Below are 24,319 nucleotides of genomic sequence, written 5' to 3' on the forward strand. Positions count from 1 at the left end.
CACAACCCCTAGTTTATTATTTAAAAGTTCTTGCAAAAATTTTATCTACATTCTTTGTATAGTAGTTATAATCAAAGCAATTTCTAATATCTGCTTCACTTAAAGACTTTTTCAAATCCTCATCAGCTAATAAAGCTAGCAAAAACAAACTCTCGCCTTTTTCATTTAACGCAGGCTTGCCATTTTGTAAATCAGCCCAAACTTTCATAGCATTTCTTTGAACGATCTTGTAAGCTTCTTCTCTGCTTATACCTTTAAATGGAAGTTCAAGTAACACTCTTTGAGAGAATACAAGCCCTCCAGTTAAATTTAAATTTTTCATCATATTTTCTGGATACACCAAAAGCTTTTCTATCACACCGCATAATCTTGAAAGCATAAAATCAGTCGTGATAAAAGCATCAGGTAATACAAATCTTTCTACACTAGAATGCGATATATCTCTTTCATGCCACAATGCTACATTTTCTAAAGCAGGTGTTACATAAGCTCTTATCATCCTGCAAAGACCGGTAATATTTTCACTCAAGACAGGATTTCTTTTATGAGGCATAGCTGAGCTTCCTTTTTGTCCTTGAGAAAAATATTCTTCAGCTTCATATACTTCTGTTCTTTGAAAATGGCGGATAGCAACAGCGATTTGCTCACAACTTGAAGCTAAAATAGCTAAAGCCGAGATAACTTGTGCGTAACGATCTCTTTGTATAACTTGGTTTGAAACTGGTGCTGGCTTAAGATCCAAATTTTTACAAACTTCTTCTTCAAATTCAAGCGGAGCATGAGCAAAATTTCCCATAGCACCGCTGATTTTTCCATAGCTAATCACTTCTTTTGCATGAATAATTAAATCTTTTACATGAACTAGCGAATCATACCAAATAGCTAAAACCAAACCAAAAGTTATAGGCTCTCCATGAATTCCATGACTTCTTCCTACCATTAAGGTATTTTTATGCTCATATGCTCTTGTTTTAATCGCTGCCAAAACTTGATCTAAATCTTGCAAGATTAGTTCCAAACTATCTTTAATCTGCAAAGCAACTGCAGTATCAATACAATCTGAACTTGTCATTGCATAATGTACAAAACGACTTTCCTCGCCTAAGCTTTCACTTACACTAGTTAAAAAAGCGATAACATCATGTTTGGTAGTTTTTTCTATCTCATCTATTCTTGCTATATCAAATTTTGCATTTTTTATAATTTTTTCACAATCATCGTCTTTAATAAGACCAAGTTTATTCCATGCTTTCACAGCAGCTAATTCTACTTTTAACCATGCATCATATTTTGCTTGCATGTCCCATTTTTTAGCCATGATTTCTCTGCTATATCTTTCAACCATTTTCAAGACCTTTTTTTATATAATTTTTTATGAAAAAATAGCTTGAATTTTATTATAAATTACCTAAGAAAGTTATTAAATGGCATATATAAAAAAGAAACTAGCAAATAATGGAAAAAAGGCATTTAGACTACTTATGGATGAGTTAAAAATCTCTATGCATGAAGCACAAAAACTCATTGATAAAAAAAGACTATTTTGTAATGGAAATTTGGTAGAAGAAAAAAACAAATTGTTAGATGGTTTAGTAGAATTAATCGTATATGAAAATAACCCCAAAGGATTAGAAATAGTTTTTGAAAATGAAGATTTTGCCATCGTAGAAAAACCAAGCGGAGTGCTAACTCATCCTAATGGACGCAATTGCACTTATAGTCTTTGTGATGAAATTTGGCATTTATGGGGTGAAAAAGCTTGCGTGGTTCATAGACTAGATAAAGAAACAAGCGGACTTTTACTCATAGCAAAGCATAAAAATGCACAAATTGAGTTAAAAACCATGTTTGAAAAAAGATTAGTTCAAAAAAGCTATCTTGCACTAGCAAAAGGAAAAACTGAAAAAGAATTTATAGTAGATAAAAGCATGAATTTAGCTAAAGACTATGATGCAGTCAAAACTAGGATGCAAATTTGTGAAAATGGCAAAGAAGCTTTAACGCAATTTTACACTTTAGAATATTTTGAAAATTTAGATGTCAGTTTAATTTTAGCTAAACCTCTAACAGGTAGACAACACCAAATAAGACTACATTTGTTTCATGTGAAACATAAAATTTTAGGTGAACCTTTATATGGTTTAGAAAAAACACAAATAGAGCAAATATTAGATGGAAAAATGAGCGATATCGAAAGAGCTCAAATTACAGGTGCTAAAAGATTGCTTTTGCATTCTTTTAGCTTAGAATTTACATATAAAAATCAAAAATTTTTGATACAATCTCAAAAAGATATAAAAGATGAGTTTTTGAAAAATTTATCTTAATCTTTTTCTAATTTTAAAACCTTATCAGTTTGGATTGCAACTGCAATTTGCTTAGCTGGCTTACCATAATCCCTACAATAATCACAAGATTTATAAAAATCTTGAGAATAAAATTCAAAAAATCTTTCTTTAGAACCCTCTAAATTTAAAAAATCACCATTAAATTCTTCAAGTCCTTTTAGGCGAGATAAGGAACTTGATATAGGGCAAACAAAAATAGCTCCTTTAGGTGCTAATTGTTTATTTTCTAAGCCCTCAGATGTCATCAAACTTACACATGGCATTTGACAATTACGATAATTTTTGATTATATCTTCTTTACTTCTACCGCGTTTATAAATTTTTTCAGGATCACTCCAAGTAGAATTTTCGCCACTAGAGTCCATAGAAAATGGAATTTTATTTTCTTTTAATTTTCTTAAAATGTTTTCTTGCTTTAGTGGAATTTTTAAATTTGGTGATCTTTTATAATCTGAAATCGTAATTTTTCTAACCTTATTAGATTTTTTTAACTTTTTCATCAATTCATCTTTAAAATCAATGGTTGCATTAGTAACTAAAGAAAAAGTTAGTATTTTCTTTTGAGCATCTAAATAATCAATCAATTGTGGTAAATCCTTAAATAACAATGGTTCTCCACCTATGATTCTAACCCTTGCAATAGAATCTACCTTAGATAAAAGTAGTTCTAATGACTCTATAATACCCTCTAAAGTACAGGTATATTGATTTGATGGTGAAAAATACTGCATTAAATTATTACATGATTCACAACGCAAAGTACATCTTGTAGTTAAAACTAATTCCAAATAAGGAATATCCACCTTACCTTCTAAAACTCTCTTTTCAAAGTATTTTTTTAAATAAAATTTTTTCATCAAAGCAGCATAAGGAACTTTAAAAATTCTAGCAAATCCTCTTTTACCATTTAAATGAGAAAAATACCAAGAAATATTTGGCTTTATATATCTATTTTGAAATAATTGATTTTCCAACAATTGTTTTTTATCTATCATTATTTTTCCCTTCATTTTTTAATACATAAATAATTCCACCAAGTCCTATGATCACTACTATACTTATAAAAATAATCTGAGCTATATCTAAAAAAGTCATTGTTTACTCTGCCTTTCTTTAAGCTGTCCGCATGCAGCTGAAATATCAAGTCCTTTACTTTCCCTTATCGTACAAGTAACACCTTTTGCACTTAAATAATCTTGAAATTTAACCGCATTTTCAACACTTGGTCTTTTATATAAACTTCCTTCGTGTGGATTAAAAAGTATTAAATTTACTTTGGCTTTTATACCATTTAAGAGCTTGACTAATTCTTTTGCATGTTCTATTTTATCATTTATCCCATCAATTAAAAGGTATTCAAACATTACTCTTTTACGCTGATCTATAGGAAATTTTCTCACCGCTTCCATAATACTTGCTATATTATAAGCTTTATTAATAGGCATTAATTCACTTCTAAGTTCATCATTTACAGCATGAAGTGAAATAGCCAAAAGCACGCCTAAATTCATTTCTCCAAGCTCTTTGATCTGCTTTGCTAAACCACTTGTGCTTATAGTTTGTCTTCTAGGACTTATCGCTAAGGTATCATTATCGGCTAAAATTTTAACTGCCTTAGAAACATTTTTAAGATTATCCAAAGGCTCTCCCATGCCCATATAGACTATGTTAACCCTTCTTTCATAAGGTATATTATTATGTTTTTTAATCCATAAAATTTGTCCTACTATTTCTCCTGCGCTTAAATTTCTTTTCAAACCACCTTTAGCAGTAAGACAAAAACTACATCCACTTTTGCACCCTACTTGAGAGGAAACGCAAATGGTATATCTTGCATGTTTGATGATTTTTCCACTTTCATCTACAAGTTCTTCTTTCATAGGTAACAAAACAGCTTCGATTTTTTTACCGTCTAAAAGTTCAAAAAGATATTTTATACTCCCGTCTTTGCTTTTTTCATCTTTTACACATTTTAAAGGTGAAAAATGAAAATTTTCTTGTAAATACACCCTAAAGTCTTTTGGCAAAGATGACATTTGTAAAAAATCGTCTGCATATTTTTTATATACCCATTCAAAAATTTGCTTTGCTCTAAATTTTGGCTGGACTAAATTTTCTAATTCTTCTTTAGTAAAATCTAATATATTTTTTAATTCACTCAATTTTTTTCCTATATAAATTTTTTATCTAACAAAAAATCTTTTAATAATTCTTTTGCTTTTTGATGGTTTTTTAAAAAATCTTCATGTGCAAATTCATTACAAAAATTTGTCGCACATAAATAACAAATTCCTTCTATCCCTTGCATTTTTGCACAAGAAAGCACAGCGTATGCTTCCATATTTTCTATATGTACGCCTTTTTTAAAAAATTCTTGGGCGATATTTTCATCTTTGCAAATATAATTTGAAGAATTAATCATAGTTTCATGTGAAACATTTAATCTAATCTCATTTGCTATAGGTGTATAGAAACTATCAAATAAATCTGCGTATTCTAAATTTGCAGCATTAGAACTTTCATAAATGTCTAAAATTTTTCCTTCTTGGTAAATTCCACATGTGCCTATAAAAATTACCCTATCTACTTTTACTTGACTTAAAATTTTACCTAGAGAAAAAGCAGAATTAACCAAACCTATGCCTATACTTTGTGCAAATTTAAAATCCTCGTTTCCTCCTGCACACACTATAAGATTTTTCAAAAATTAACCTTTATAAAAAATAATTCAAATTTTATCTAATTAGCGCTTAAAATAATGCTATAATTAATATTTTTTAGATAGAATAAATTTATGATAAAAGCAAAAAAACATTTTGGGCAAAATTTTTTATGTGATAAAAGCGTGGTAGATAAAATCATCCAAGCCATACCCAAAGATACTAAAAATATAGTTGAGATTGGGCCTGGCTTAGGTGATTTAACGCAAGAACTTTTGAAAATCCCACAAACTCATATTAGAGCTTATGAGATTGATAAAGATTTGATTCCTATTTTAAATAAAAAATTTCAAAATGAGATTGAAGGTGGAAATTTTGAGCTTATTCATCAAAATGCAAGTGATGCTTTTGATCAAGGAAGTTTAAGCGATAAAGAGTACTTTTTGGTAGCAAATTTACCATATTATATTGCTACAAATTTGATTTTAAAAGCCCTAGAAGATCAAAATTGTCTTGGGCTTATAGTAATGGTGCAAAAAGAAGTAGCACAGAAATTTTGTGCAAATGAAAAAGAAAGTAATTTTTCGGCTTTAGGGGTGCTTTGTGCATTGATATGCCAAAGACAAATGCTTTTTGATATACAACCACAAAGCTTTAATCCTCCACCAAAAGTTACTTCAGCTGTAATGAAGTTAATAAAAACTACTCATTATCAGCAAAAATGTGAAAATATAGAAGCTTTTAAAGAATTTCTTAGAGCTTGTTTTCAAAATCCTAGAAAACAACTCTTATCTAATTTTAAAAATAAAAAAGAAAAAATTCTAAAAGCATTTGAAGCACTAAATCTCTCTTCTACCTCAAGAGCTCATGAAATTAGCGTTGATTCATACCTTAAAATTTATGACTATTTAAAGGATGACTATGAGCGAAGAAAACAAAACTCAAGAGCAAAACAAAACTAAAAGATTTAATAAATTTAGAAACAAAAGAAAAAAAGATTCACAAAATCAAGATCAAAATAGCGAAACTAAAAACGGAACAAAAATAGAAAATACTCAAACTGAAGCTAGCGAAGAAAAAAAGAAAAAGAAAAAAAATAGAAATTTACCTTCTAAATTAAGTGGTAATGAAGAATGGCAAATAGAACTTGCTAAAAGCATAGAAGCTAATAAAATCATGCACGAGCTAAGACTTCACCCTTTAAAACACAACAACTCAAGCGAACATAAAATTCGTATTACACCTTTGGGTGGACTTGGAGAAATCGGTGGAAATATCACTGTCTTTGAAACCAACAACGATGCGATTATCGTTGATATAGGTATGAGTTTTCCAGATGGAACCATGCATGGAGTAGATATTATCATACCTGATTTTGACTATGTAAGAAAAATTAAAAATAAAATTCGCGCTATCATCATCACTCATGCCCATGAAGATCACATTGGTGCTGTGCCGTATTTTTTCAAAGAATTTCAATTTCCTATCTACGCAACACCTTTAGCACTAGGTATGATTTCAAATAAATTTGAAGAACATGGTTTAAAAGCTGAACGTAAATGGTTTAGACCTATAACAAAAAGACAAATTTATGAAATAGGTGAATTTAACTTAGAATGGATTCACATAACCCACTCTATCATCGACGCTTGTGCTTTGGCTATTAAAACTAAAGCAGGAACCATCATACACACTGGTGATTTTAAAATAGATCAAACACCAATTGATGGCTATCCAACGGATTTAAGTCGTTTAGCTCAATATGGCGAAGAAGGCGTGCTTTGTCTTTTAAGTGATAGCACAAATTCATATAAAGAGGGTTATACAAAAAGTGAAAGCTCCGTAGGACCTACTTTTGATCAAATTTTTGCCAAAACTAAAGGCAGAGTAATCATGAGCACCTTTAGCTCTAATATCCACCGTGTATATCAAGCTATTAGTTATGGTTTAAAATACGGTAGAAAAGTGTGCGTTATAGGGCGTTCTATGGAAAGAAATCTCTATACCACTATGGAACTTGGCTATATCAAACTTGATAGAAAAATTTTCATTGACGCTGATGAAGTAAGCAAATACAAAGACAACGAAGTGCTAATTGTTACCACAGGAAGTCAAGGTGAGACCATGAGTGCTTTATATAGAATGGCTACAGATGAGCATAAATTTATCAAAATCAAACCTAGCGATCAAGTTATCATTTCAGCTAAAGCAATACCAGGCAATGAAGCAAATGTTTCTGCTGTGCTTGATTTTCTTTTAAAAGCAGGGGCCAAAGTAGCCTATCAAGAATTTAGCGAAATCCATGTAAGCGGACATGCTAGTATAGAAGAGCAAAAACTCATGCTAACTTTGGTAAAACCTAAATTTTTCTTACCAGTGCATGGAGAGTATAATCATATCAATAAACACAAAGAAACTGCTCTAAAATGTGGTATACCTGAAAGAAACATCTACTTAATGAGCGATGGAGATCAAGTAGAGCTTTGTCAAAAATACATCAAACGCGTTAAAACAGTTAAAACAGGAAAAGTCTTTGTAGATAATCAAATCAACAAACAAATCGCAGATGATGTGGTAATTGATAGACAAAAACTAGCAGATAGCGGTATAGTTGTCATCATCGCCCAGCTTGATAAAGCAAGTAAAACACTGATTAATAAACCAAGAGTATTTAGTTATGGCTTGGTAGCTGATAAACAAGACGGAGCATTCTCAAAAGAAATGAGTGATATTTTAAGTCAATTTTTCCCAAATGTAAAAGATGAAATTTTAGATAATCCAAAAGTTTTAGAAGCTCAAATTAGACAAGTACTAAGAAAACATATTTTTAGAAAAATCAAAAAATATCCAACCATAGTACCAACTATTTTTGTGATGTAAAGAAAAATTATGAGAATTAATAAATTCATCTCACATAATAGCAAATACTCTCGCCGTGAGGCTGATGAGCTAATCAAGCAAGGCTTAGTAAAAATCAATAAAAAAACAGCCTTACTAAGTGATAGTGTAAATGCTGAAGATAAAGTTTTTATCAATGGTAAAAAACTCCATAAAAAAACACAATTTTCAGTCATCATTTATCATAAACAAAAAGGTGAAATAGTTAGTAAAAAAGATGATAGAGGTAGAAAAACCATCTATCATACCCTGCCAAAACAATTTAGCACTTGGCTTAGCGTGGGAAGGCTTGACTTTGCAAGCGAGGGATTGCTTTTGTTAACTGATTCACCTGTGATAGCAGATGCGCTTATGCATAGTGATTTAGAAAGAGAATATTACCTAAAAGTAAAAGGTAATATAGATAAAAATGTCATCGAAGCAATGCAAAATGGCTTAGAAATTCAAAATGAAAAAAAAGGAGCTCATGCTAAAACCAAAATAACCTCAATGAGTTTTGCTCCATTTTTAGGCTTTGAAATTTTTGGCTCAAGTGGTGGCTATACAAAGCTAAAAGTAATCATTAATGAAGGTAAAAATAGAGAACTAAGACGCTTTTTTGGGCATTTTGATTTAGAAGTGATGGATCTTAAAAGAGTAGCTTTTGGAGCATTAGATCTTGGTATGTTAAAAGCAGGAAAATATCGTTATTTGGAAAATGGCGAGTACGAAAAACTGCGCGATTTTTTAAAGACAAATAATATAAAATATTAAATTCACATTATTTCCACAAAGAATTTTTATAATTTTTCAAAATATTTAAAAAAGGAAAAATTAATGAAAATTCTAACTACTCTTTTTAGTGTAATTATGGTTTTTATTGCAGTCACACATGAAGAAACTCTTGCGGAAAAATTAGAAAATCAATGTCAAGATCAAAAATCTTGCATAGTAAAAGCCATGAATATGATTAATTGATACTTTAAAATTACTTAAATTAATTAAATTTTAATTTTAATCTTGTATAATTAGCAATTTAATTTATATAAAAAAGGAAAATTATGGCAAACCATAAATCTGCTGAAAAAAGAGCAAGACAAACTATCAAAAGAACTGAAAGAAATAGATTTTATAGAACAAGATTAAAAAACATTACAAAAGCGGTTCGCGAAGCAGCAGCAAACAATGACAAAGAAGCTGCACAAAATGCACTAAAAGTAGCTAATAAAAGCATTCACGCTATGGTAAGCCGTGGATTTTTGAAAAAACAAACTGCATCACGCCGTGTGAGTAGATTAGCATTATTGGTAAATAAATTAGCATAATTTTTAATGTTAGCTGATAAACTCAAACCTTTTTTAACACGCTTTGATGAGCTAAATACTCTTCTTAGCGATGTTAATATCTCTAATGATATTTCTAAAATGACAGCTCTATCTAAAGAGCAAAAGAATTTAGAACCCATAGTAGAAAAAGCAAAAGAATACCTTAAAACTTTAGATGAAATCGAAGAAAATAAAATTCTTTTATCTGATGCAGAACTAGGGGAGCTTGCAAAAGAAGAGCTTAAAAACCTCGAAGTCTTAAAGCCACAACTTGAAGAAGAATTAAAAATTCTTTTATTGCCTAAAGATCCAAACGATGATAAAAATATATTTTTAGAAATTCGTGCTGGAACAGGAGGAGATGAAGCTTCTTTATTTGTTGGAGACTTAGTAAAAGCCTACATACGCTATGCTGAAAATCGTGATTACAAATACGAAATCGTAAGTTCTAGCGAGGGTAGTGTAGGGGGATTTAAAGAAATTATCATTCTCATCAAAGGAAATGGAGCTTATTCAAGGCTAAAATACGAAGGTGGAACGCACAGAGTTCAAAGAGTACCTGAAACAGAATCTCAAGGTAGAGTTCATACTTCAGCTATTACAGTGGCTATTATGCCAGAAGTTGATGATGTTGAAATTCAAATCAATCCAAATGATTTAAAAATCGATGTAATGCGTAGTAGCGGTCATGGTGGACAAAGTGTTAATACCACAGATAGTGCTGTAAGAATTACTCATATTCCAACAGGTATAGTTGTGGTAAATCAAGATGGCAAAAGCCAGCATAAAAACAAAGAAAGTGCTATGAAAGTCTTAAAAGCAAGACTTTTTGAAATGCAAGAACAAGAACGCTTAGCAAAAGAAAGCCAGGCAAGAAAATCTCAAGTTGGAAGCGGTGATAGAAGCGAACGCATACGCACTTATAATTTCCCTCAAAATAGAATTAGCGATCATAGAATAAATCTTACTTTATATAGACTTGATGCGATTTTGGAAGGTGGTCTTTTTGATGAGATCATCGAGCCATTAATCGCTTATTACCAAGCAGAAGCTTTAAAACAAGAAAATTTATAATTTCTTGTTTTAATTATTACTTGCTAATAAAATTCTATATTGTTTTTTATCCACATTTATCAAAAGAGAAGCAAGTTTAAAAGCTCTGAATTTTTCCATTATAAAAAGATCTTTACTATCTTTTAAAACTATAGCAACTAAATTTTTCATCACTTTATCAAGCCAAATATTTTTATATTTATCATTTGCTGAATGATACCTTCCAATAGCATTCCAACTAAAGCCATGTTTTTGTATAATCTCATGAAGTAATCTCGCTGCTATGTCAATATTTACACTAGCTTTTACAATCTCACTCTCACTAATCCCATAGCGTTTTAAATGAATGCTATTGATTTGCATTAAGCCATAATCTCTTGTTTGATTTTTATTTTTGCTAGTGATATTATGCTTATAAGCTGCATTTTCTGTTAAAGCTATGGCTTTGAGTAAAGCCGTCGGTATATTGTACTTTCTAGCTGCAGTTTTAAAGTCTTTATCGTACTTATAAAAATCTTCAGGTATATAAGTATCGCCTATAAAAATTTTTGTATCAAAAGCAAAAGTAAAATTAAAAAATACTACTAATAATAAAAAATTTTTTAACATTTTACTCCTTTATATTACTTATACTATAGCAAATTTATAAATAAAAACTATGTAGCTAAGTTAATGAATTATCTAAGAATTTCTTTTATAGTAAGTTGTGGGGTGATTAATCCTCTAAAATTATTTTTAGAAACACTAGCTATAAGATCAATGCTTTCTCCAAGCTCTGGCTCATAGTCAAAATTAAAAAATAAAGCTTCTAGAGTTTTATTTCCTTGAGTTAAAATAAGCTTCATATGATTTTCATCTTTGCCTAGCTTTCTTTTATTTTTTACAAAAAGCTTATCAAATTTAAAATATGGCCTTGGATTTTTATGCCCAAAAGGCTCAAAAAATTCTAATATCTCTAAAAGTTCAAAATCAACTTCATTTGGATCAATACTACCTAAAACCTCATCAGCATTATAAAAGTCATCTTTAGGGATATTTTGACAAATTTCATAAAGCCTGCTTTTAAAAACACCAAATTTTTCAAGCTCTACTAAAACCCCAGCTGCACCTTTATGTCCGCCATAGCTTAAAACAAATTCTTTAGCTTGTTCTATAACATTTAAAATATCTATCCTACCCACACTTCTAACGCTAGCTTTAGCCTTTTGCTCACATTCTGAAAAAACAAAGGCAGGTTTGTTAAAATGCTTTGCCAAACGACTTGCAACTATGCCCAAAACACCCTCGTGCCAATTTTGGCCATTGACAATAATCACAGGATCATTTTCATCAACTTGTTCTAAACACTGCTTAAAAAGCTCGCGTTCTTCATCTTTACGGCTATTATTATAAGTAATGATTTGTTCTAAATAACCCATAACCTCATCAATATTTTTAGAATGTAAAAATTTATAAGAAATAATCGCATCATCCATTCTACCTGCACTATTAATCAAAGGTGCGATTAAAAAGCTGATATTATCAAGTTCAAATTTATCCTTACCAAAATACTGCTTAATCGCTTTAAATGCCACTCGTTTTGAATCATTAATACACTCTATACCTTTTCTAACTAAGGCTCTATTTAAATCTCTAAGCTCCATCATATCTGCGATAATTGCGATAGATAAAAGCTCTATAAATTTACACATATTATAATTAATCTTACACACTTCTTTTATCGCAGCGACTAAATACCAAGCCACTTGAGCCCCACAAATTTCAATATCAGGAAAATCACAATCTTGTTGTTTAGGATTAATGATCGCATAAGCTTTTGGTAAAGTAGCTGGAGGCATATGATGATCGGTAATGATTAAATCAATTCCTTTTTGTAAACAAAGCTCTGCTGCATCAAATGCTGCTATGCCATTATCTACAGTGATGATTAAATTTACCCCATCAAGTTCATTGATGATTTCTTCATTTAGACCATATCCATCTTTAAAACGATTTGGAATTTTTACCACATAGTCATATCCAATATCATCAAAAAATTCAGATAAAATCACACAAGAAATTACCCCATCTACATCATAATCCCCAACAATAGCAAGCTTTTGATTTTTTTCAATCGCTTCTTTAATACGCAAAGCACCCTTATAGACATCTTTTAAACAAGATGGCATAGGTAAATCACAAAGCTTTACATGCGTATCGTTGATAAAACGCTGATGTAAAATTTCTTTTATTTTGGCTTTATTTAGCATGATTTGTTAAAGATGCCTTGATAAAAGAAAAAATAGCCGGATTAACCCTAACTAAGCGTGAAGTAAATTCAGGGTGAAACTGCACTGCTAAGAAAAATGGATGATCTTTAAGCTCCACAGCCTCAACCAAACCTTCATTCTCCCCACTTATAATAAGCCCATTTTTCTCAAACATTTCTTTGTATTTTGGATTTGCTTCATAGCGGTGGCGGTGGCGTTCTTTTACGCTTTTTTGATTATCATAAACCTTACTTAAAAGTGTATTTGGCTTAATATGACACTCATAAGCCCCAAGACGCATAGTTCCACCAAGTGGAGTTTTACTTGTTCTAATTTGCTTTTCCCCACTTGCGTCAATAAATTCATCAATCAAAAAGATGATAGGATTTTTACAATTTGGATTAAACTCATGAGAATTTGCATCTTCAAGTTTTAAAACATTACGTGCAAATTCCACTAAAGAAAGCTGCATACCCAAACAAATTCCTAAAAATGGAATTTTATTTTCTCTTGCATATTGTATGGCTTTGATTTTTCCTTCTACCCCACGATAACCAAAACCACCTGCCACTAAAATCCCACTTACGTCTTTAAAACTTTCTTCGATATTTGCATTTTCTAATTTTTCACTATCGATCCATTTTAAATTTACTCTCGCATCAAGTGCTGCGCCTGCATGGATAATGGCTTCTGTTAAACTTTTATAGCTTTCTTTTAAATCTACATATTTTCCTACAAAAGCAATGCTAAGTTCATTACTTGGAGCGATGACTCTTTTTACTAAAGAATCCCATTCATTCATATTTGGCTTTAAATTTTGAAGATCTAATAAACTTGCAATAGAATTTAAAATATCTTGTTTTAAGAAATTTAGTGGAATTTGATAAATACTAGCTGCATCCACACTTTCTATAACACAATTTTTTTCAACCCCACATGAAATTGCGATTTTGTCTTTTAACTCTCTATCTAAAGATTTTTCACTTCTACAAATAATCATATCAGGGCTTATACCTATACGGCGTAATTCTCCAACACTATGTTGAGTTGGTTTTGTTTTAAGTTCTCCTGCTGCTTTGATAAATGGCACTAAAGTTAAGTGAATATTAATAGCATTATATTTACCCACTTCAAGCTTTAAAGCTCTAATAGCTTCTAAAAATGGTAAGCCTTCTATATCTCCTACTGTGCCACCTATTTCAACGATTAAAATATCTTTATCAACTCCGGCTTTTTTAATGCGATCTTTTATCTCATCAACTATATGAGGGATTACTTGTATGGTTTTTCCTAAGTAATCTCCTCTTCTTTCTTTTTCTATAACACTTTGATAAACTCTACCTGTTGTGAAGTTATTATCTTGAGATAAGCTCTCATTTAAAAATCTCTCATAATGTCCTAAGTCTAAATCTGTCTCAGCTCCATCATCTGTAACAAATACTTCTCCATGCTCTAAAGGACTCATAGTACCAGGATCTACGTTGATATAAGGATCTGCTTTTAAAATACTTACTTTTAAACCTGAATTTTTTAAAATCGTAGCTATAGAAGCTGCTGCTATACCTTTTCCTAATGAGCTTAAAACACCACCGGTTACAAAAATATACTTAGTTTGTTTTAATTTCATAAAATAACCTTAATTTCTTTTTTTGAAATTATAACGAATAAAAAATTTTATTTTTATAAACATTTGTGTAAAATTCAATTATTTTTGAAGGAATTTTTCGATGAAAATCACATTATTAAACCATACTCCACTTTCTGTATGCTCTCATGCGACAAGAACATGTTGGCAAAGTTTTGACAAAGGCGATTGTGGTGGCGAAAAAGATAAAGAATTAATAGATCGTGTGGGAAATAAATTCAAACATGCTTCAACCTTAGAGCATTTAAACTATACTTTTTATATACAAGGTATTTCAAGAGCATGCTTACAAGAAGTTGCAAGACACCGCCATACTAGTCCTAGTGTAAAAAGCACAAGATATACTTTAAAAGAACTAAGAAATGAAAGTGAATTTAAAGAAAATGACTTTGAAAATGCTAAAAGATACTTGGTATTAACTGGAAATGAAGTAGTAGATAATGCAAGTATTAAAGCTTTAGAAAATTTGCGTTTGATTTTGCAAAATAGCATTAGTTTAGACATAGCAAAATACTGCTTACCAGAAAGCTATAAAACAGAATTAACTTTAACGATTAATGCAAGAAGTTTGCAAAATTTTATTACTCTAAGAAGCTCAAAATCAGCTCTTTGGGAGATAAGACAACTCGCAAATGCTTTATTTGAAAATTTGCCTGAGGAACATCAATTTATTTTCAAACATTGTGTTTATCAAGAAGAAAATTCCCAAGATTGATTGGGAATTTTTACTATATTTTTTTAAGAAATTCAGTTTTTAAAACAATCACACCAAATTTATCTACTTTAGCTTCAATTTCGGTGTCTTTGTTTGTAAGTTTAATATTTTTTATAGTCGTGCCACGCTTTAAAGTAGTGCTTGCACCTTTAACCTTTAAATCTTTCACAACACTTACACTATCACCTGCATTAAGCTCAGTTCCATTTGCATCTTTTGGCATGAATTCTCCTTAAAATTTATAAGTATATCCTAGATATAAACCATAATTTGTTTGTTTAGGATCGTAAAAGTTTGATGAATTAGCAGTACTAAAATTTCTTGTATTATAATGACTTTGTTCAGCTTTAAAACCAAACTCAATTTCGTTTGCTTGATTTAACTCATATAAAGCACCGATTTTTGCCCCATACGTATAACCATCAAAGTCTTGAGATAAAGATAAAAAGCTTGTTTTTAAAGTCATATCCGTTCTTGCATAACCACCATATACACCTAAAACTGCTCTTGTTTTTTCAAAAATTTTTGGAGTAAAATCATAACCAAATAAAAATTTATGTGTGGTAAATTCTCCATCAATTTTTAATCTTGTAGTATTGATTGCATCACTAAATTCACTTGAGTAATTATAAGCACCATAAAGTCTATGATTTTCACTAAAACGATAACCAACTCTTAAACCAAAAACAGGAACATCACCTTCTAAATCACCGTTATATTTAATATTTTTTGTTTTACTATGATCAAGATCAGATTTTACCTTAGTATGAAACCATCCCGCATCAATACCTAAAAGTAAACCTGAATTTTCATCTGCTAAAGCTAAATTTGAAACCAAAGCAACACTTGCAATTAGACTAAATAATTTTAATTTCATATTTTCCTCCTTTAAAATAAGACTTAATATATCCTTTTATTTTTAATAAAAATTTAATTTTGTGGCACTACTAAATCAGATCTGCATTCAATCACAGTATGCACATTACCACGAGGGTTAAAATCACCTACTACTTTTATCCATTTTGGATCAAGTTTTTCTTTTAAAGTATTGTAAATTTCATTAATACTTGCTTCATGTGAAACATTTCTATACATAAAAGTATTGATATAAAGTTTGATTGCTTTAAGTTCTACTACTAATTTATTTGGAATGTATTCTAAGTAAATCGTAGCAAAATCAGGATATCCACTACGTGGACAACAACACATAAATTCAGGCAAAGTAATTTTAATCACATAATCATTTTTAGCATCATTTGGCCAAACTTCCATATTTTCTACATTAAATTCTTTAATTTCTTTTTCACCATATCTCATTTTTTATCCTTATAAATTAATTTTGTTCTTTTATTAAATTTTTAATTTTTTCTTTCTCTGTTTTTTGTAAAAAAGAAGCATTTACAGCATTAATACAAAGTTTTTTAACCTCATCTTTACTAAGCTTAAAAGTTTCATCTAAGGCTATAAAATTTTCTAAGATATATCCACCAAAATACGCTGGATCATCTGAATTTACACAAACACAAAGATTTTGTCTTAAAAGTTTTAAAATATTATGTTCTTGCATATTTTGAAAAACTTTTAATTTTATATTTGATAAAGGACACATTGTTAGTGGAATTTGACTTTTTGCTAATTGTTTTACAAGCTCTAAATCTTCTTCACACCTTATTCCATGATCTATTCTACTTACACCAAGCTCTAAAGCTTGTTTGATATACTCACTACTTCCTTCTTCACCCGCATGCATAACTAACAAAAAACCTTCTTCTTTAGCTTTTTGAAATAAATTTTTAAATTTAAAAGGAGGATTATTGATTTCGGAACTATCAAGTCCTATGGCTTTGATTTTATCTTTATATAAACAAAGCTCATCTAAAGTTTTTAAACCCTCATCCTCACTTAAATGCCTTAAAATACAAGCGATTAAAAAACTTGAAATTCCAAATTCTTCTTTTGCTTTTTGTAAAGCTTGCCAAATTCCTTCTATAACATCTTTTAAAGGTATATTTCTAGTAGTATGAGTTTGAGGATCAAAGAAAATTTCAGTATGAACTATATTTTGTTCTTTACACTTTTTCATATAAGCAAAGGTTAAATCATAAAAATCTTGCTTGGTTTGTAAAACATTTGCACCTTGATAATATATATCTAAAAAATCTTGTAAATTTGAAAAATCATAAGCTTTTTTTATCTCATCTTCGCTTTTATATTTTAAAACGATGTTATTTCTTTTAGCTAATTCAAACATCATTTTAGGCTCTAATGAGCCTTCAATGTGTAAGTGTAATTCTACTTTTGGGATATTTTGTAAAAAAGTTTTCATTTTATAAATCAAACATCTAAATGTTTAACATCTTTAGCATGAGCTTGTATGTACTCACGGCGTGGTTCTACATCATCACCCATGAAAAGGTTGAAAGTATCATTTGCTCTTTGAGCATCTTCTATGGTGATCTTTAACAAACGACGATTACTTGGATCCATAGTTGTTTCCCAAAGTTGTTCAGGATTCATCTCACCAAGACCTTTATAGCGTTGTATATAAGCACCTTTTTTAGCATTTTTTTCAACTTCATCTAAAATTTCTAAAATATCTTTATCAAATTTTAAATCTCTATCTTTGATTTTTTGATAAATATAATTTGCCTCTTCATATAAAGGATTAGCAAATAAATCATCATTGATGATAAGCTCTTCTAAGCCATTTTCAGTTTGTACATAAACACGAATTTCATTTTCATTGATGTATGAATTTAAGATATTGTGATTTTGTTTTTCTAAAAATTCTTTTATGACTTTAAATAATTCTTCATTAGAAGCTTTTATTAAATCAGGATTTTCTATCAAATATCTAATCACTGAAATCACATTAAATCTTTTTTCTAATTCTTTTAAAACACTTCTATAAGCTGCAACGATTTTTAGAAAATCTTTTAAATCGTTTAATCCTATACCCTCATAAGTAGAGCTTTCTATACCTGTTTCGATCAAATAATCATTTAAAGCTTTTTCATCTTTTAGATAAATTTCTTTTTTCTGACCTTTTTTATAGCGATATAAAGGTGGTTGAGCTAAATAAATATGTCCATTTGTTACAAGATCATTCATAAAGCGGAAGAAAAATGTTAAAAGTAAAGTTTGTATGTGAGAACCATCTACATCAGCATCAGTCATGATTATGATTTTATGATATCTTAATTTTTCTATATCAAACTCATCGCCGATCCCACAACCAAAAGCTGTGATCATATTTTGAATTTGTTCACTTTTTAAAATTTTATCTAGTCTTGCTTTTTCAACATTGAGTATTTTACCTCTTAAAGGTAAAATCGCTTGGAAAGTTCTTTCTCTACCTTGTTTTGCAGAACCTCCTGCACTATCACCCTCAACTAAATAAATTTCGCTTTCACTTGGGTCTTTACTTTGACAATCAGCTAATTTTCCTGGCAAAGTCCCTACACTTGAACTTTCTTTTTTTCTTGTTAGCTCTCTAGCTTTTTTAGCTGCTTCTCTACCACGAGCTGCCATTAAAGCTTTATTCATGATAGCTTTTGCTTCAATAGGATTTTCTTCAAAATATTTTGTCAAATACTCAAAAGAAGCCTTAGAAACTATAGGTCTAACGTAACTTGAACCTAATTTTCCTTTAGTTTGTCCTTCAAATTGCGGCTCAGGTACTTTAACACTTACCACTGCTATCAAACCTTCTCTTACATCATCACCTGTGATTTTAGAATCTTTTTCTCTAGCACTAGCATTTGCTTCAATGTAATTACTTATAACACGAGTTAAGCCCATTCTAAAACCTGCTTCGTGCGTTCCACCATCTGGAGTTTTAATATTATTTACAAAAGAAAGTAAATTTTCACTATAACTATCATTATAAAGCAATGCTACTTCAACATTTACATCTTCTTCATCTACATTGAAAAATATAGCCTTAGTTAAAGCTTGTTTTTTATTTAAATCTGTAACAAACTGGCTTATACCACCTTCAAAATGAAAACTTTCTGCTTTTCCTACGCGGTTATCTTTAAAATTTATAGTTATTTTTGGATTTAAATATGCAAGTTCACGAAATCTTTTAGCTAAAATTTCATAATCAAAATCAGTCACTTCAAAAATTTGATCATCAGGCCAAAATTCTATGATTGTCCCTGTTTTTTTACTTTTACCTATGGTTTCAAAATTACTTGTAACTTTACCTTCTGAAAATTCTTGGCGATAAATTTCTCCATCTCTATGTACTGTAGCAACTAATTTTTTTGATAAAGCATTTACAACGCTCACACCAACCCCGTGTAAACCACCTGAAACTTTATAAGTATCTTTATCAAATTTTCCACCTGCATGAAGCACGGTTAAAACTACAGTTAAAGTAGGGATATTTTCAGTAGGGTGAATTCCCACAGGGATCCCTCTACCATTATCACTTACTATACAAGAGCCTTCTGTGGTAATTTCTACATTGATCGTATCACAAAAACCTGCCATAGCTTCATCGATAGAATTATCTACTACTTCATAAATCATATGATGAAGACCGCCTATGTTGGTATCACCTATATACATACCAGGGCGTTTTCTAACAGCTTCTAAGCCTTTTAAAACTTTAATATTTCCTGCGCCATAGTTTTGATTTTCTTGCATTTATTTTCCTTATAAGATAACTGGCATAATTACAGTTTGTAATTCTTCACTTGAAACTAAAAATGCCATATGAGGTTCATTTATGCTAAGTTTGAATGTTTCACTTTCAATAGAATTTAAAAAGTCAGTGATGAATTTATTTTTAATGCAAAGATTAAATTCTTCATCTATATTAAGTTCCATTTCAAGTTCAGTTTTTGCTTCCATATTATCTAAACTAATACCTTCAAATACAAGTTTATCTTTATGGAAATTTAATTTCATTTTTTCAGTGATTACATTGATTTTTTTTAATGCGTCCATAAATTCCTCAGTTTTAAAAATAAATTCTTTTGTGATATTTTTTGGAATTACTCTTTCATAATCAGGGAATTTATCATTAATAAGTTTTGTAAAAAATTCAAAATTATCATTTTTTGCAATCAATATATTTTCATCATAATAAATTTCAATTTTTTCAAAAAAGATTTTTTGCATTTCTAAAATAGCTTTTTTGGGAATACAAAGGTTAAATTCTTTTTCATTTGTTTTATTAAGTGTGAAAACTGCTAAGCGTTTTGTATCTGTTCCTACGAAATTAATGTGAGTAGTTTTTATATCAAGTAAAGCACCATTTAAAGAGTACTTTGGATTATTTGTATCAACTGCAGGTAGGATTTTTTTCAAAGATCTACTTAAATCACTTGAATCAATATCAAATTTATCTTTTCCTTCTGTGCTTGGGAAATTTGGAAAATCTTCATAATTAAACATAGGAAGTTTATATTTAGTTCCTTTTTGTCTAATAAAAAGGAAATTTTCTATGGTTTCTAAGACTACATCTTCGTTATTTAAACTTTTTATAATATCTAAAATACTTTTAGCATTAGCAGTTGCAAAACCTGCACTTTCAACTTTGATTTTTTTGATTTTATAATTAATACCTATTTCATAATCACTTGCTCTTATGATTAATTTATCTTCAACCACTTCAAAAAGTAAGTGAGAAGCGATATTGCTTGAGTCTTTTTTATCTACATAAGAATTAGTTAAAACTATGGCAGATTCTAAAGTGTTTTTGTTAATGCTAATTTTCATTTTTACTTCCTTTATTTTTTAAATTTATTTTATCATAATAATAGGCAATGTGAAAATGTGAAATGCTTTTTAAAAGTCTTTTTTTATAGAAATTTTACTTATAGAATAAAATTTTTTGTTTTTCACTTTTATTCACAGGGTGCTTTTTATTTTTGTCAAAATTTTATTTCTTAATTCTTCTACTATGGCTTTTAAGTTTTCATTTTCACTCATTAGTTCTTGAATTTTTTTAATATTATGTGAAATGGCGGTGTGATCTTTCATATTAAAAAATCTAGCAAGTTGAGGCATAGACATAGTCGTAAGTTCTCTTGCTAAAAATATCACAACCCTTCTTGCCATAACGATATTTTGTGTTTTTTTGTTTGATTTTATATCATTAGGTTTAAGATTATAGCTTTTTGAAACATCAGCAAGTATGTCTTCAACACTAATATTTTCTTTTGTTTCTTTAATGTGATCTTTCATAAAGCTTTTAACAATTTCTAAAGTGATTTCTTGGTTAAAAAGCCTTGCTTGAGCATTTAAATTTGTAATCATGCCTTCTATTTCTCGGATATTATCTCCCATTGAAGTAGCGATGTAGCTTATAACTTCAGGTTTAAGATAAATAGCATTAAATTCGCATTTTTTCTTGATAATTGCGATTTTTGTATCAAGCTGAGGTGGAGTGATATCTGCGATGATCCCATTTGCAAAACGGCTTTTTAAGCGTTCTGTTATGCCCTTTAGCATATTTGGAGGATTGTCACTTGTCATGATAATTTGTCCAAATTTTTCTTTGATTTCATTAAAAGTAAAGAAAAATTCTTCTTGAATTTTGTCTGTTTTACCTAAAAACTGCACATCATCGATGAGTAAAACATCGCAATTTTTGTATTTTTCATGGAATTTACTCATGGTTTTGTTATTTAAATGCATGGTAAAATCATTGATAAAATTATCACTTGTAGCATAAATAACCTTATATCCATTATCCAAACATACATTTCCGACAGCTTGAAGCAAGTGAGTTTTTCCAAGTCCTGTAGGGCCATAGATAAAGATAGGGTTGTATAACTTTCCAAGTTTGCTTTTATCGGTTATGGCTTTGCAGGTTGCATAGGCAAATTGATTAGAATCTCCTACAACAAAACTTTCAAAAGTAAAAGAAGGGTTTAAAATAGTACTTTGAAATTTAATCTGTGAAATATCTGTAGAAAAATGTTTTTTCTCTACCTTTTGATCATTTGTGATGATTTTAACTTGAGGATTAATTCCTGTTTTTACTTCATAAAAATAAGCTAATTTTTGTGCGTATTTTGTTTGTATAAATTTAGCCAAAAAATGATTTGGTGCAATAAATACTAAGATATTATTTTTACTTAATTTTTCACTAAATTGTAAGTGAGAAATGTAAGTATTGTATTCGTTATTGCTAATTTCAGTTTTAAATTCAAGTAAAAAATCTTTTATATTCATTATTTTTCTTATAAATTATGATGTAAAACTTAAAATTCTAGCTTATTTTTTATAAAAAATGGTTAAAATTATTCACATAAAAATTTAAATTTCACATCTATGTGAATAAAAAGGTGAAAAGTTTGAAAGTTTTAGGGATAGATCCTGGTTCTAGGTATTGTGGATATGCTATTGTAGAAAGGATTAATAATAAAAATCAACTCATAGAAGCAGGTCTTATCAAAATCAAACCTAATGATTTGCAGTATCAAATCACAGAATTATGTGAAGGACTTGATTTAATATTTAAAAATCATCAATTTGATGAGGTAGCTATAGAAGATATATTTTTTGCTTATAATCCAAAAACTGTTTTAAAACTAGCACAATTTCGTGGAGCTTTGAGTTTAAAAATCTTACAAACCCATGGAGAATTTGCAGAATACACACCTTTACAAATAAAAAAAACCGTAACAGGTAAAGCAAAAGCTACTAAAGAACAAGTAGCTTTTATGGTGAAAAGATTGCTTGGAATTTCAAAAGATATCAAGCCACTTGATATTACAGATGCTATCGCAGTGGCTTTGACGCATTTAGCAAATTTGAGAGTGAAAAAGTAATTTTATTTTCCATTTCCTATAAAATAAATTTCAACATCATGTAAAAGTTTTTCACATACAGCTGAATCAGTACTTTTTTCTACTACTAGATTGATGTGATTTTTGGTATCTCTAAAGCTACCTGCAGATTTTGAATTTTTTAATTCTAATTTTTGATTATCTTTTAGGTATTTGATGGTTATTACAAACTTATGTGCAGCACTTGCTTCGCCTAGATTAGTTTCTATTAAAACATTCATATTTGATGCTTTTGCTAGGGTTGCTTGGGTTTTATTAATCACTTCTTTCATTCTTCTATTTAGCTCTAAAATTCTTGAAATGAATTTATTATCTATACTTTCAAATGCGATTTTTAGTTTATTCATGATTTCTTGATTAGTTGGTTTATCAGGAGCTACATACACCATATAAAGGCCGTTTTTAATATCTACTTTAGTGCTTTTTGTATCACGCCCACTACCAAAAATTTTAATATAAATGGCATTATCAAGATATACTCTATCTATCATAGGTCCATAAATTTCATATTCTCTTTTTCTTACGATTACTTCTCTTGCGGCTACTTGAATTTTTACTGAACAATCATGAATTATAGGTTCCATTTCTTTTTTTATCTCAAGTAGTTCTCTAAGCATTTTCCATCCTTGTGTATTTTTAAATAAATTATAACAAAAAAAAATTGAATTTTTTTGTTAATTTTAGTTTGTGATATTTTTATATATTTTTGATTTTAAATTAAAATTTAAGGAAAAAAATGAAAATAAAAATTATAGTTTCAAGTTTAGTTTTAGCAAGTGTTTTATTTGCTGCAAATTCTCATCATGCTCATCATGGAGCTTCTGGAAGTATTTCATCACAAATCATGATGAGTATGCATGAACCTATGATGAAAAATCCTTTAGTACAAAGCAATGACATAGAAAGAGATTTTTTAGCTAATATGATCCCACATCATCAAGGTGCTATTGACTCATCTAAGATTTTGTTAGAACATACAAAAAGTGAAGAGATGAAAAAAATCGCTCAAAATATCATCAAAGCTCAAGAAAAAGAAATCCAAGAATTTCAAGAAATTCTAGATAAAAATCTTTATACAAAAACTCAAATTGATGAAGAAACTTATAAAAAATTCGTTCAAGAAGAAAAAGAGTTAATGCAAAAAATGATGATTTTAATGAGCTCGGTTAAAGAAAGCAAAAACATCAATAAAGACTTTTTAGAAGCGATGATAGCACATCATCAAGGTGCAGTAGATGTTTCAAAACAAATTTTATTTTATTCTAAAGACAAAACTATCACTGATATAGCGAAAAAAATCATCTTAGATCAAGAAAAAGAAATTCAAGAATTTACGAATTTGTTAAAATATATGTAGTGAATTAATCGAAAGAAATAAAAATGGTGGTCCGATTGAGTTTTAACTAATATTTATAAAGGCTTATTTTTAGATATTTACAGTTTTTTATATTTTTTAAAGAACCCCAAAAAGAACCCTATTTAAAATATAAAAAGGGGAGGGTCTCATTCTGCCACTATCCCCCTCTAATAAAATTATATCTTCTTATTTTAATAAGAAGATTAAAAAATAAGCCAAAATTTTAAAGTAAAGCTATTTGTAGAATTTTTAATGCAGGTTAATCAAAGGAGAGGGTCTCAT

At 29.5% G+C, this 24,319-nt stretch carries 26 protein-coding genes; 10 read left to right on the forward strand and 16 right to left on the reverse strand.

Annotation, left to right across the window (positions count from 1 at the left end; translation table 11 throughout):
* Positions 1–16: 16 nt before the first annotated feature.
* Positions 17–1,345, reverse strand: a complete 1,329-nt coding sequence (gene purB / locus CAMP5121_RS04890; RefSeq protein ID WP_337214945.1) for an adenylosuccinate lyase — start codon at positions 1,343–1,345, stop codon at positions 17–19.
* A 79-nt stretch (positions 1,346–1,424) separates the two neighbouring features.
* On the opposite strand from purB, the gene CAMP5121_RS04895 reads away from it, so the two are divergent.
* Positions 1,425–2,327: an RluA family pseudouridine synthase gene (locus CAMP5121_RS04895; protein WP_337214946.1), complete on the forward strand. Its 903-nt coding sequence runs from the start codon at positions 1,425–1,427 to the stop codon at positions 2,325–2,327.
* Here CAMP5121_RS04895 and CAMP5121_RS04900 read toward each other — a convergent pair.
* From CAMP5121_RS04900 to CAMP5121_RS04915, 4 genes are read right to left on the reverse strand one after another with little or no spacing between them, the layout of a single operon-like run.
* Positions 2,324–3,343, reverse strand: a complete 1,020-nt coding sequence (locus tag CAMP5121_RS04900; RefSeq protein WP_337214947.1) for a radical SAM protein — start codon at positions 3,341–3,343, stop codon at positions 2,324–2,326. The genes CAMP5121_RS04895 and CAMP5121_RS04900 overlap by 4 nt on opposite strands.
* Positions 3,333–3,443, reverse strand: coding sequence for a hypothetical protein (locus CAMP5121_RS04905; protein ID WP_257396463.1), 111 nt, complete (start codon positions 3,441–3,443; stop codon positions 3,333–3,335). The genes CAMP5121_RS04900 and CAMP5121_RS04905 overlap by 11 nt, the downstream gene beginning before the upstream one ends.
* Entirely contained in the window at positions 3,440–4,510 is a 1,071-nt protein-coding gene (rlmN, locus tag CAMP5121_RS04910) for a 23S rRNA (adenine(2503)-C(2))-methyltransferase RlmN (protein WP_337214948.1), read from the reverse strand. The genes CAMP5121_RS04905 and rlmN overlap by 4 nt, the downstream gene beginning before the upstream one ends.
* An 8-nt stretch (positions 4,511–4,518) precedes the next feature.
* Positions 4,519–5,052, reverse strand: coding sequence for a purine-nucleoside phosphorylase (locus tag CAMP5121_RS04915; protein WP_337214949.1), 534 nt, complete (start codon positions 5,050–5,052; stop codon positions 4,519–4,521).
* A gap of 90 nt (positions 5,053–5,142) precedes the next feature.
* Between CAMP5121_RS04915 and rsmA the strand changes: the two genes are divergently transcribed.
* From rsmA to prfA, 6 genes are all read left to right on the forward strand, one after another.
* Positions 5,143–5,970 carry a 16S rRNA (adenine(1518)-N(6)/adenine(1519)-N(6))-dimethyltransferase RsmA gene (gene rsmA / locus CAMP5121_RS04920; RefSeq protein ID WP_337214950.1) on the forward strand — a complete coding sequence of 276 codons (828 nt, stop codon included), beginning with the start codon at positions 5,143–5,145 and terminating at the stop codon, positions 5,968–5,970.
* Positions 5,930–7,888, forward strand: a complete 1,959-nt coding sequence (locus CAMP5121_RS04925; protein ID WP_442863284.1) for a ribonuclease J — start codon at positions 5,930–5,932, stop codon at positions 7,886–7,888. Before rsmA ends, CAMP5121_RS04925 begins: the two co-directional genes overlap by 41 nt.
* Before the next feature lie 9 nt (positions 7,889–7,897).
* A complete protein-coding gene (locus tag CAMP5121_RS04930; protein ID WP_263679295.1) occupies positions 7,898–8,659 on the forward strand; it encodes a pseudouridine synthase in 762 nt (253 codons plus the stop codon).
* A gap of 63 nt (positions 8,660–8,722) precedes the next feature.
* Positions 8,723–8,863: a hypothetical protein gene (locus CAMP5121_RS04935; RefSeq protein ID WP_257396458.1), complete on the forward strand. Its 141-nt coding sequence runs from the start codon at positions 8,723–8,725 to the stop codon at positions 8,861–8,863.
* Between the two features lie 83 nt (positions 8,864–8,946).
* Positions 8,947–9,210 (forward strand): 30S ribosomal protein S20, encoded by a 264-nt coding sequence (rpsT, locus tag CAMP5121_RS04940; protein WP_039617063.1) that lies wholly within the window; start codon positions 8,947–8,949, stop codon positions 9,208–9,210.
* A 6-nt stretch (positions 9,211–9,216) separates the two neighbouring features.
* Complete coding sequence (prfA, locus tag CAMP5121_RS04945; protein ID WP_263663683.1) at positions 9,217–10,284, forward strand: peptide chain release factor 1; 1,068 nt, start codon at positions 9,217–9,219, stop codon at positions 10,282–10,284.
* A 9-nt stretch (positions 10,285–10,293) separates the two neighbouring features.
* Here the strand turns inward: prfA and CAMP5121_RS04950 are convergent, their stop codons facing one another.
* The 3 genes from CAMP5121_RS04950 to CAMP5121_RS04960 form a co-directional block, all read right to left on the reverse strand.
* Entirely contained in the window at positions 10,294–10,872 is a 579-nt protein-coding gene (locus CAMP5121_RS04950) for a lytic transglycosylase domain-containing protein (RefSeq protein ID WP_263679297.1), read from the reverse strand.
* 68 nt (positions 10,873–10,940) lie between these two features.
* Complete coding sequence (gene recJ, locus CAMP5121_RS04955; RefSeq protein ID WP_337214952.1) at positions 10,941–12,512, reverse strand: single-stranded-DNA-specific exonuclease RecJ; 1,572 nt, start codon at positions 12,510–12,512, stop codon at positions 10,941–10,943.
* Positions 12,502–14,139 carry a CTP synthase gene (locus CAMP5121_RS04960; RefSeq protein WP_087699096.1) on the reverse strand — a complete coding sequence of 546 codons (1,638 nt, stop codon included), beginning with the start codon at positions 14,137–14,139 and terminating at the stop codon, positions 12,502–12,504. The genes recJ and CAMP5121_RS04960 overlap by 11 nt, the downstream gene beginning before the upstream one ends.
* A gap of 100 nt (positions 14,140–14,239) precedes the next feature.
* On the opposite strand from CAMP5121_RS04960, the gene thyX reads away from it, so the two are divergent.
* The gene (gene thyX, locus CAMP5121_RS04965; protein ID WP_039617054.1) at positions 14,240–14,872 is read left to right on the forward strand and encodes an FAD-dependent thymidylate synthase; all 633 of its coding nucleotides are present in this window, start codon (positions 14,240–14,242) and stop codon (positions 14,870–14,872) included.
* 13 nt (positions 14,873–14,885) lie between these two features.
* Here thyX and CAMP5121_RS04970 read toward each other — a convergent pair whose 3' ends face one another.
* From CAMP5121_RS04970 to dnaA, 7 genes are all read right to left on the reverse strand, one after another.
* Positions 14,886–15,095, reverse strand: a complete 210-nt coding sequence (locus CAMP5121_RS04970) for an alkylphosphonate utilization protein (protein WP_039617052.1) — start codon at positions 15,093–15,095, stop codon at positions 14,886–14,888.
* A 9-nt stretch (positions 15,096–15,104) separates the two neighbouring features.
* Positions 15,105–15,749, reverse strand: coding sequence for an outer membrane beta-barrel protein (locus CAMP5121_RS04975; RefSeq protein ID WP_337214953.1), 645 nt, complete (start codon positions 15,747–15,749; stop codon positions 15,105–15,107).
* A 53-nt stretch (positions 15,750–15,802) separates the two neighbouring features.
* Complete coding sequence (gene queF, locus CAMP5121_RS04980) at positions 15,803–16,189, reverse strand: preQ(1) synthase (protein ID WP_263702389.1); 387 nt, start codon at positions 16,187–16,189, stop codon at positions 15,803–15,805.
* A 16-nt stretch (positions 16,190–16,205) separates the two neighbouring features.
* Positions 16,206–17,198: an adenosine deaminase gene (locus CAMP5121_RS04985; RefSeq protein WP_263724985.1), complete on the reverse strand. Its 993-nt coding sequence runs from the start codon at positions 17,196–17,198 to the stop codon at positions 16,206–16,208.
* 8 nt (positions 17,199–17,206) lie between these two features.
* Positions 17,207–19,525: a DNA topoisomerase (ATP-hydrolyzing) subunit B gene (gene gyrB / locus CAMP5121_RS04990; RefSeq protein WP_115644741.1), complete on the reverse strand. Its 2,319-nt coding sequence runs from the start codon at positions 19,523–19,525 to the stop codon at positions 17,207–17,209.
* Positions 19,526–19,534: 9 nt separating this feature from the next.
* Entirely contained in the window at positions 19,535–20,602 is a 1,068-nt protein-coding gene (gene dnaN / locus CAMP5121_RS04995; protein WP_263664527.1) for a DNA polymerase III subunit beta, read from the reverse strand.
* Positions 20,603–20,734: 132 nt separating this feature from the next.
* Complete coding sequence (gene dnaA / locus CAMP5121_RS05000) at positions 20,735–22,063, reverse strand: chromosomal replication initiator protein DnaA (RefSeq protein ID WP_087684857.1); 1,329 nt, start codon at positions 22,061–22,063, stop codon at positions 20,735–20,737.
* A 122-nt stretch (positions 22,064–22,185) separates the two neighbouring features.
* Between dnaA and ruvC the strand changes: the two genes are divergently transcribed.
* The gene (ruvC, locus tag CAMP5121_RS05005; RefSeq protein ID WP_263663674.1) at positions 22,186–22,662 is read left to right on the forward strand and encodes a crossover junction endodeoxyribonuclease RuvC; all 477 of its coding nucleotides are present in this window, start codon (positions 22,186–22,188) and stop codon (positions 22,660–22,662) included.
* A gap of 2 nt (positions 22,663–22,664) precedes the next feature.
* On the opposite strand, the gene CAMP5121_RS05010 is transcribed toward ruvC, so the two are convergent.
* Entirely contained in the window at positions 22,665–23,297 is a 633-nt protein-coding gene (locus CAMP5121_RS05010; protein ID WP_263682817.1) for a hypothetical protein, read from the reverse strand.
* A gap of 119 nt (positions 23,298–23,416) precedes the next feature.
* Between CAMP5121_RS05010 and CAMP5121_RS05015 the strand changes: the two genes are divergently transcribed.
* Complete coding sequence (locus CAMP5121_RS05015) at positions 23,417–24,037, forward strand: DUF305 domain-containing protein (protein ID WP_337214954.1); 621 nt, start codon at positions 23,417–23,419, stop codon at positions 24,035–24,037.
* The last annotated feature ends 282 nt before the right edge of the window (positions 24,038–24,319 follow it).

This window comes from Campylobacter sp. 2352 PW (assembly GCF_024723575.1).
Taxonomy (GTDB): Bacteria; Campylobacterota; Campylobacteria; order Campylobacterales; family Campylobacteraceae; genus Campylobacter_D.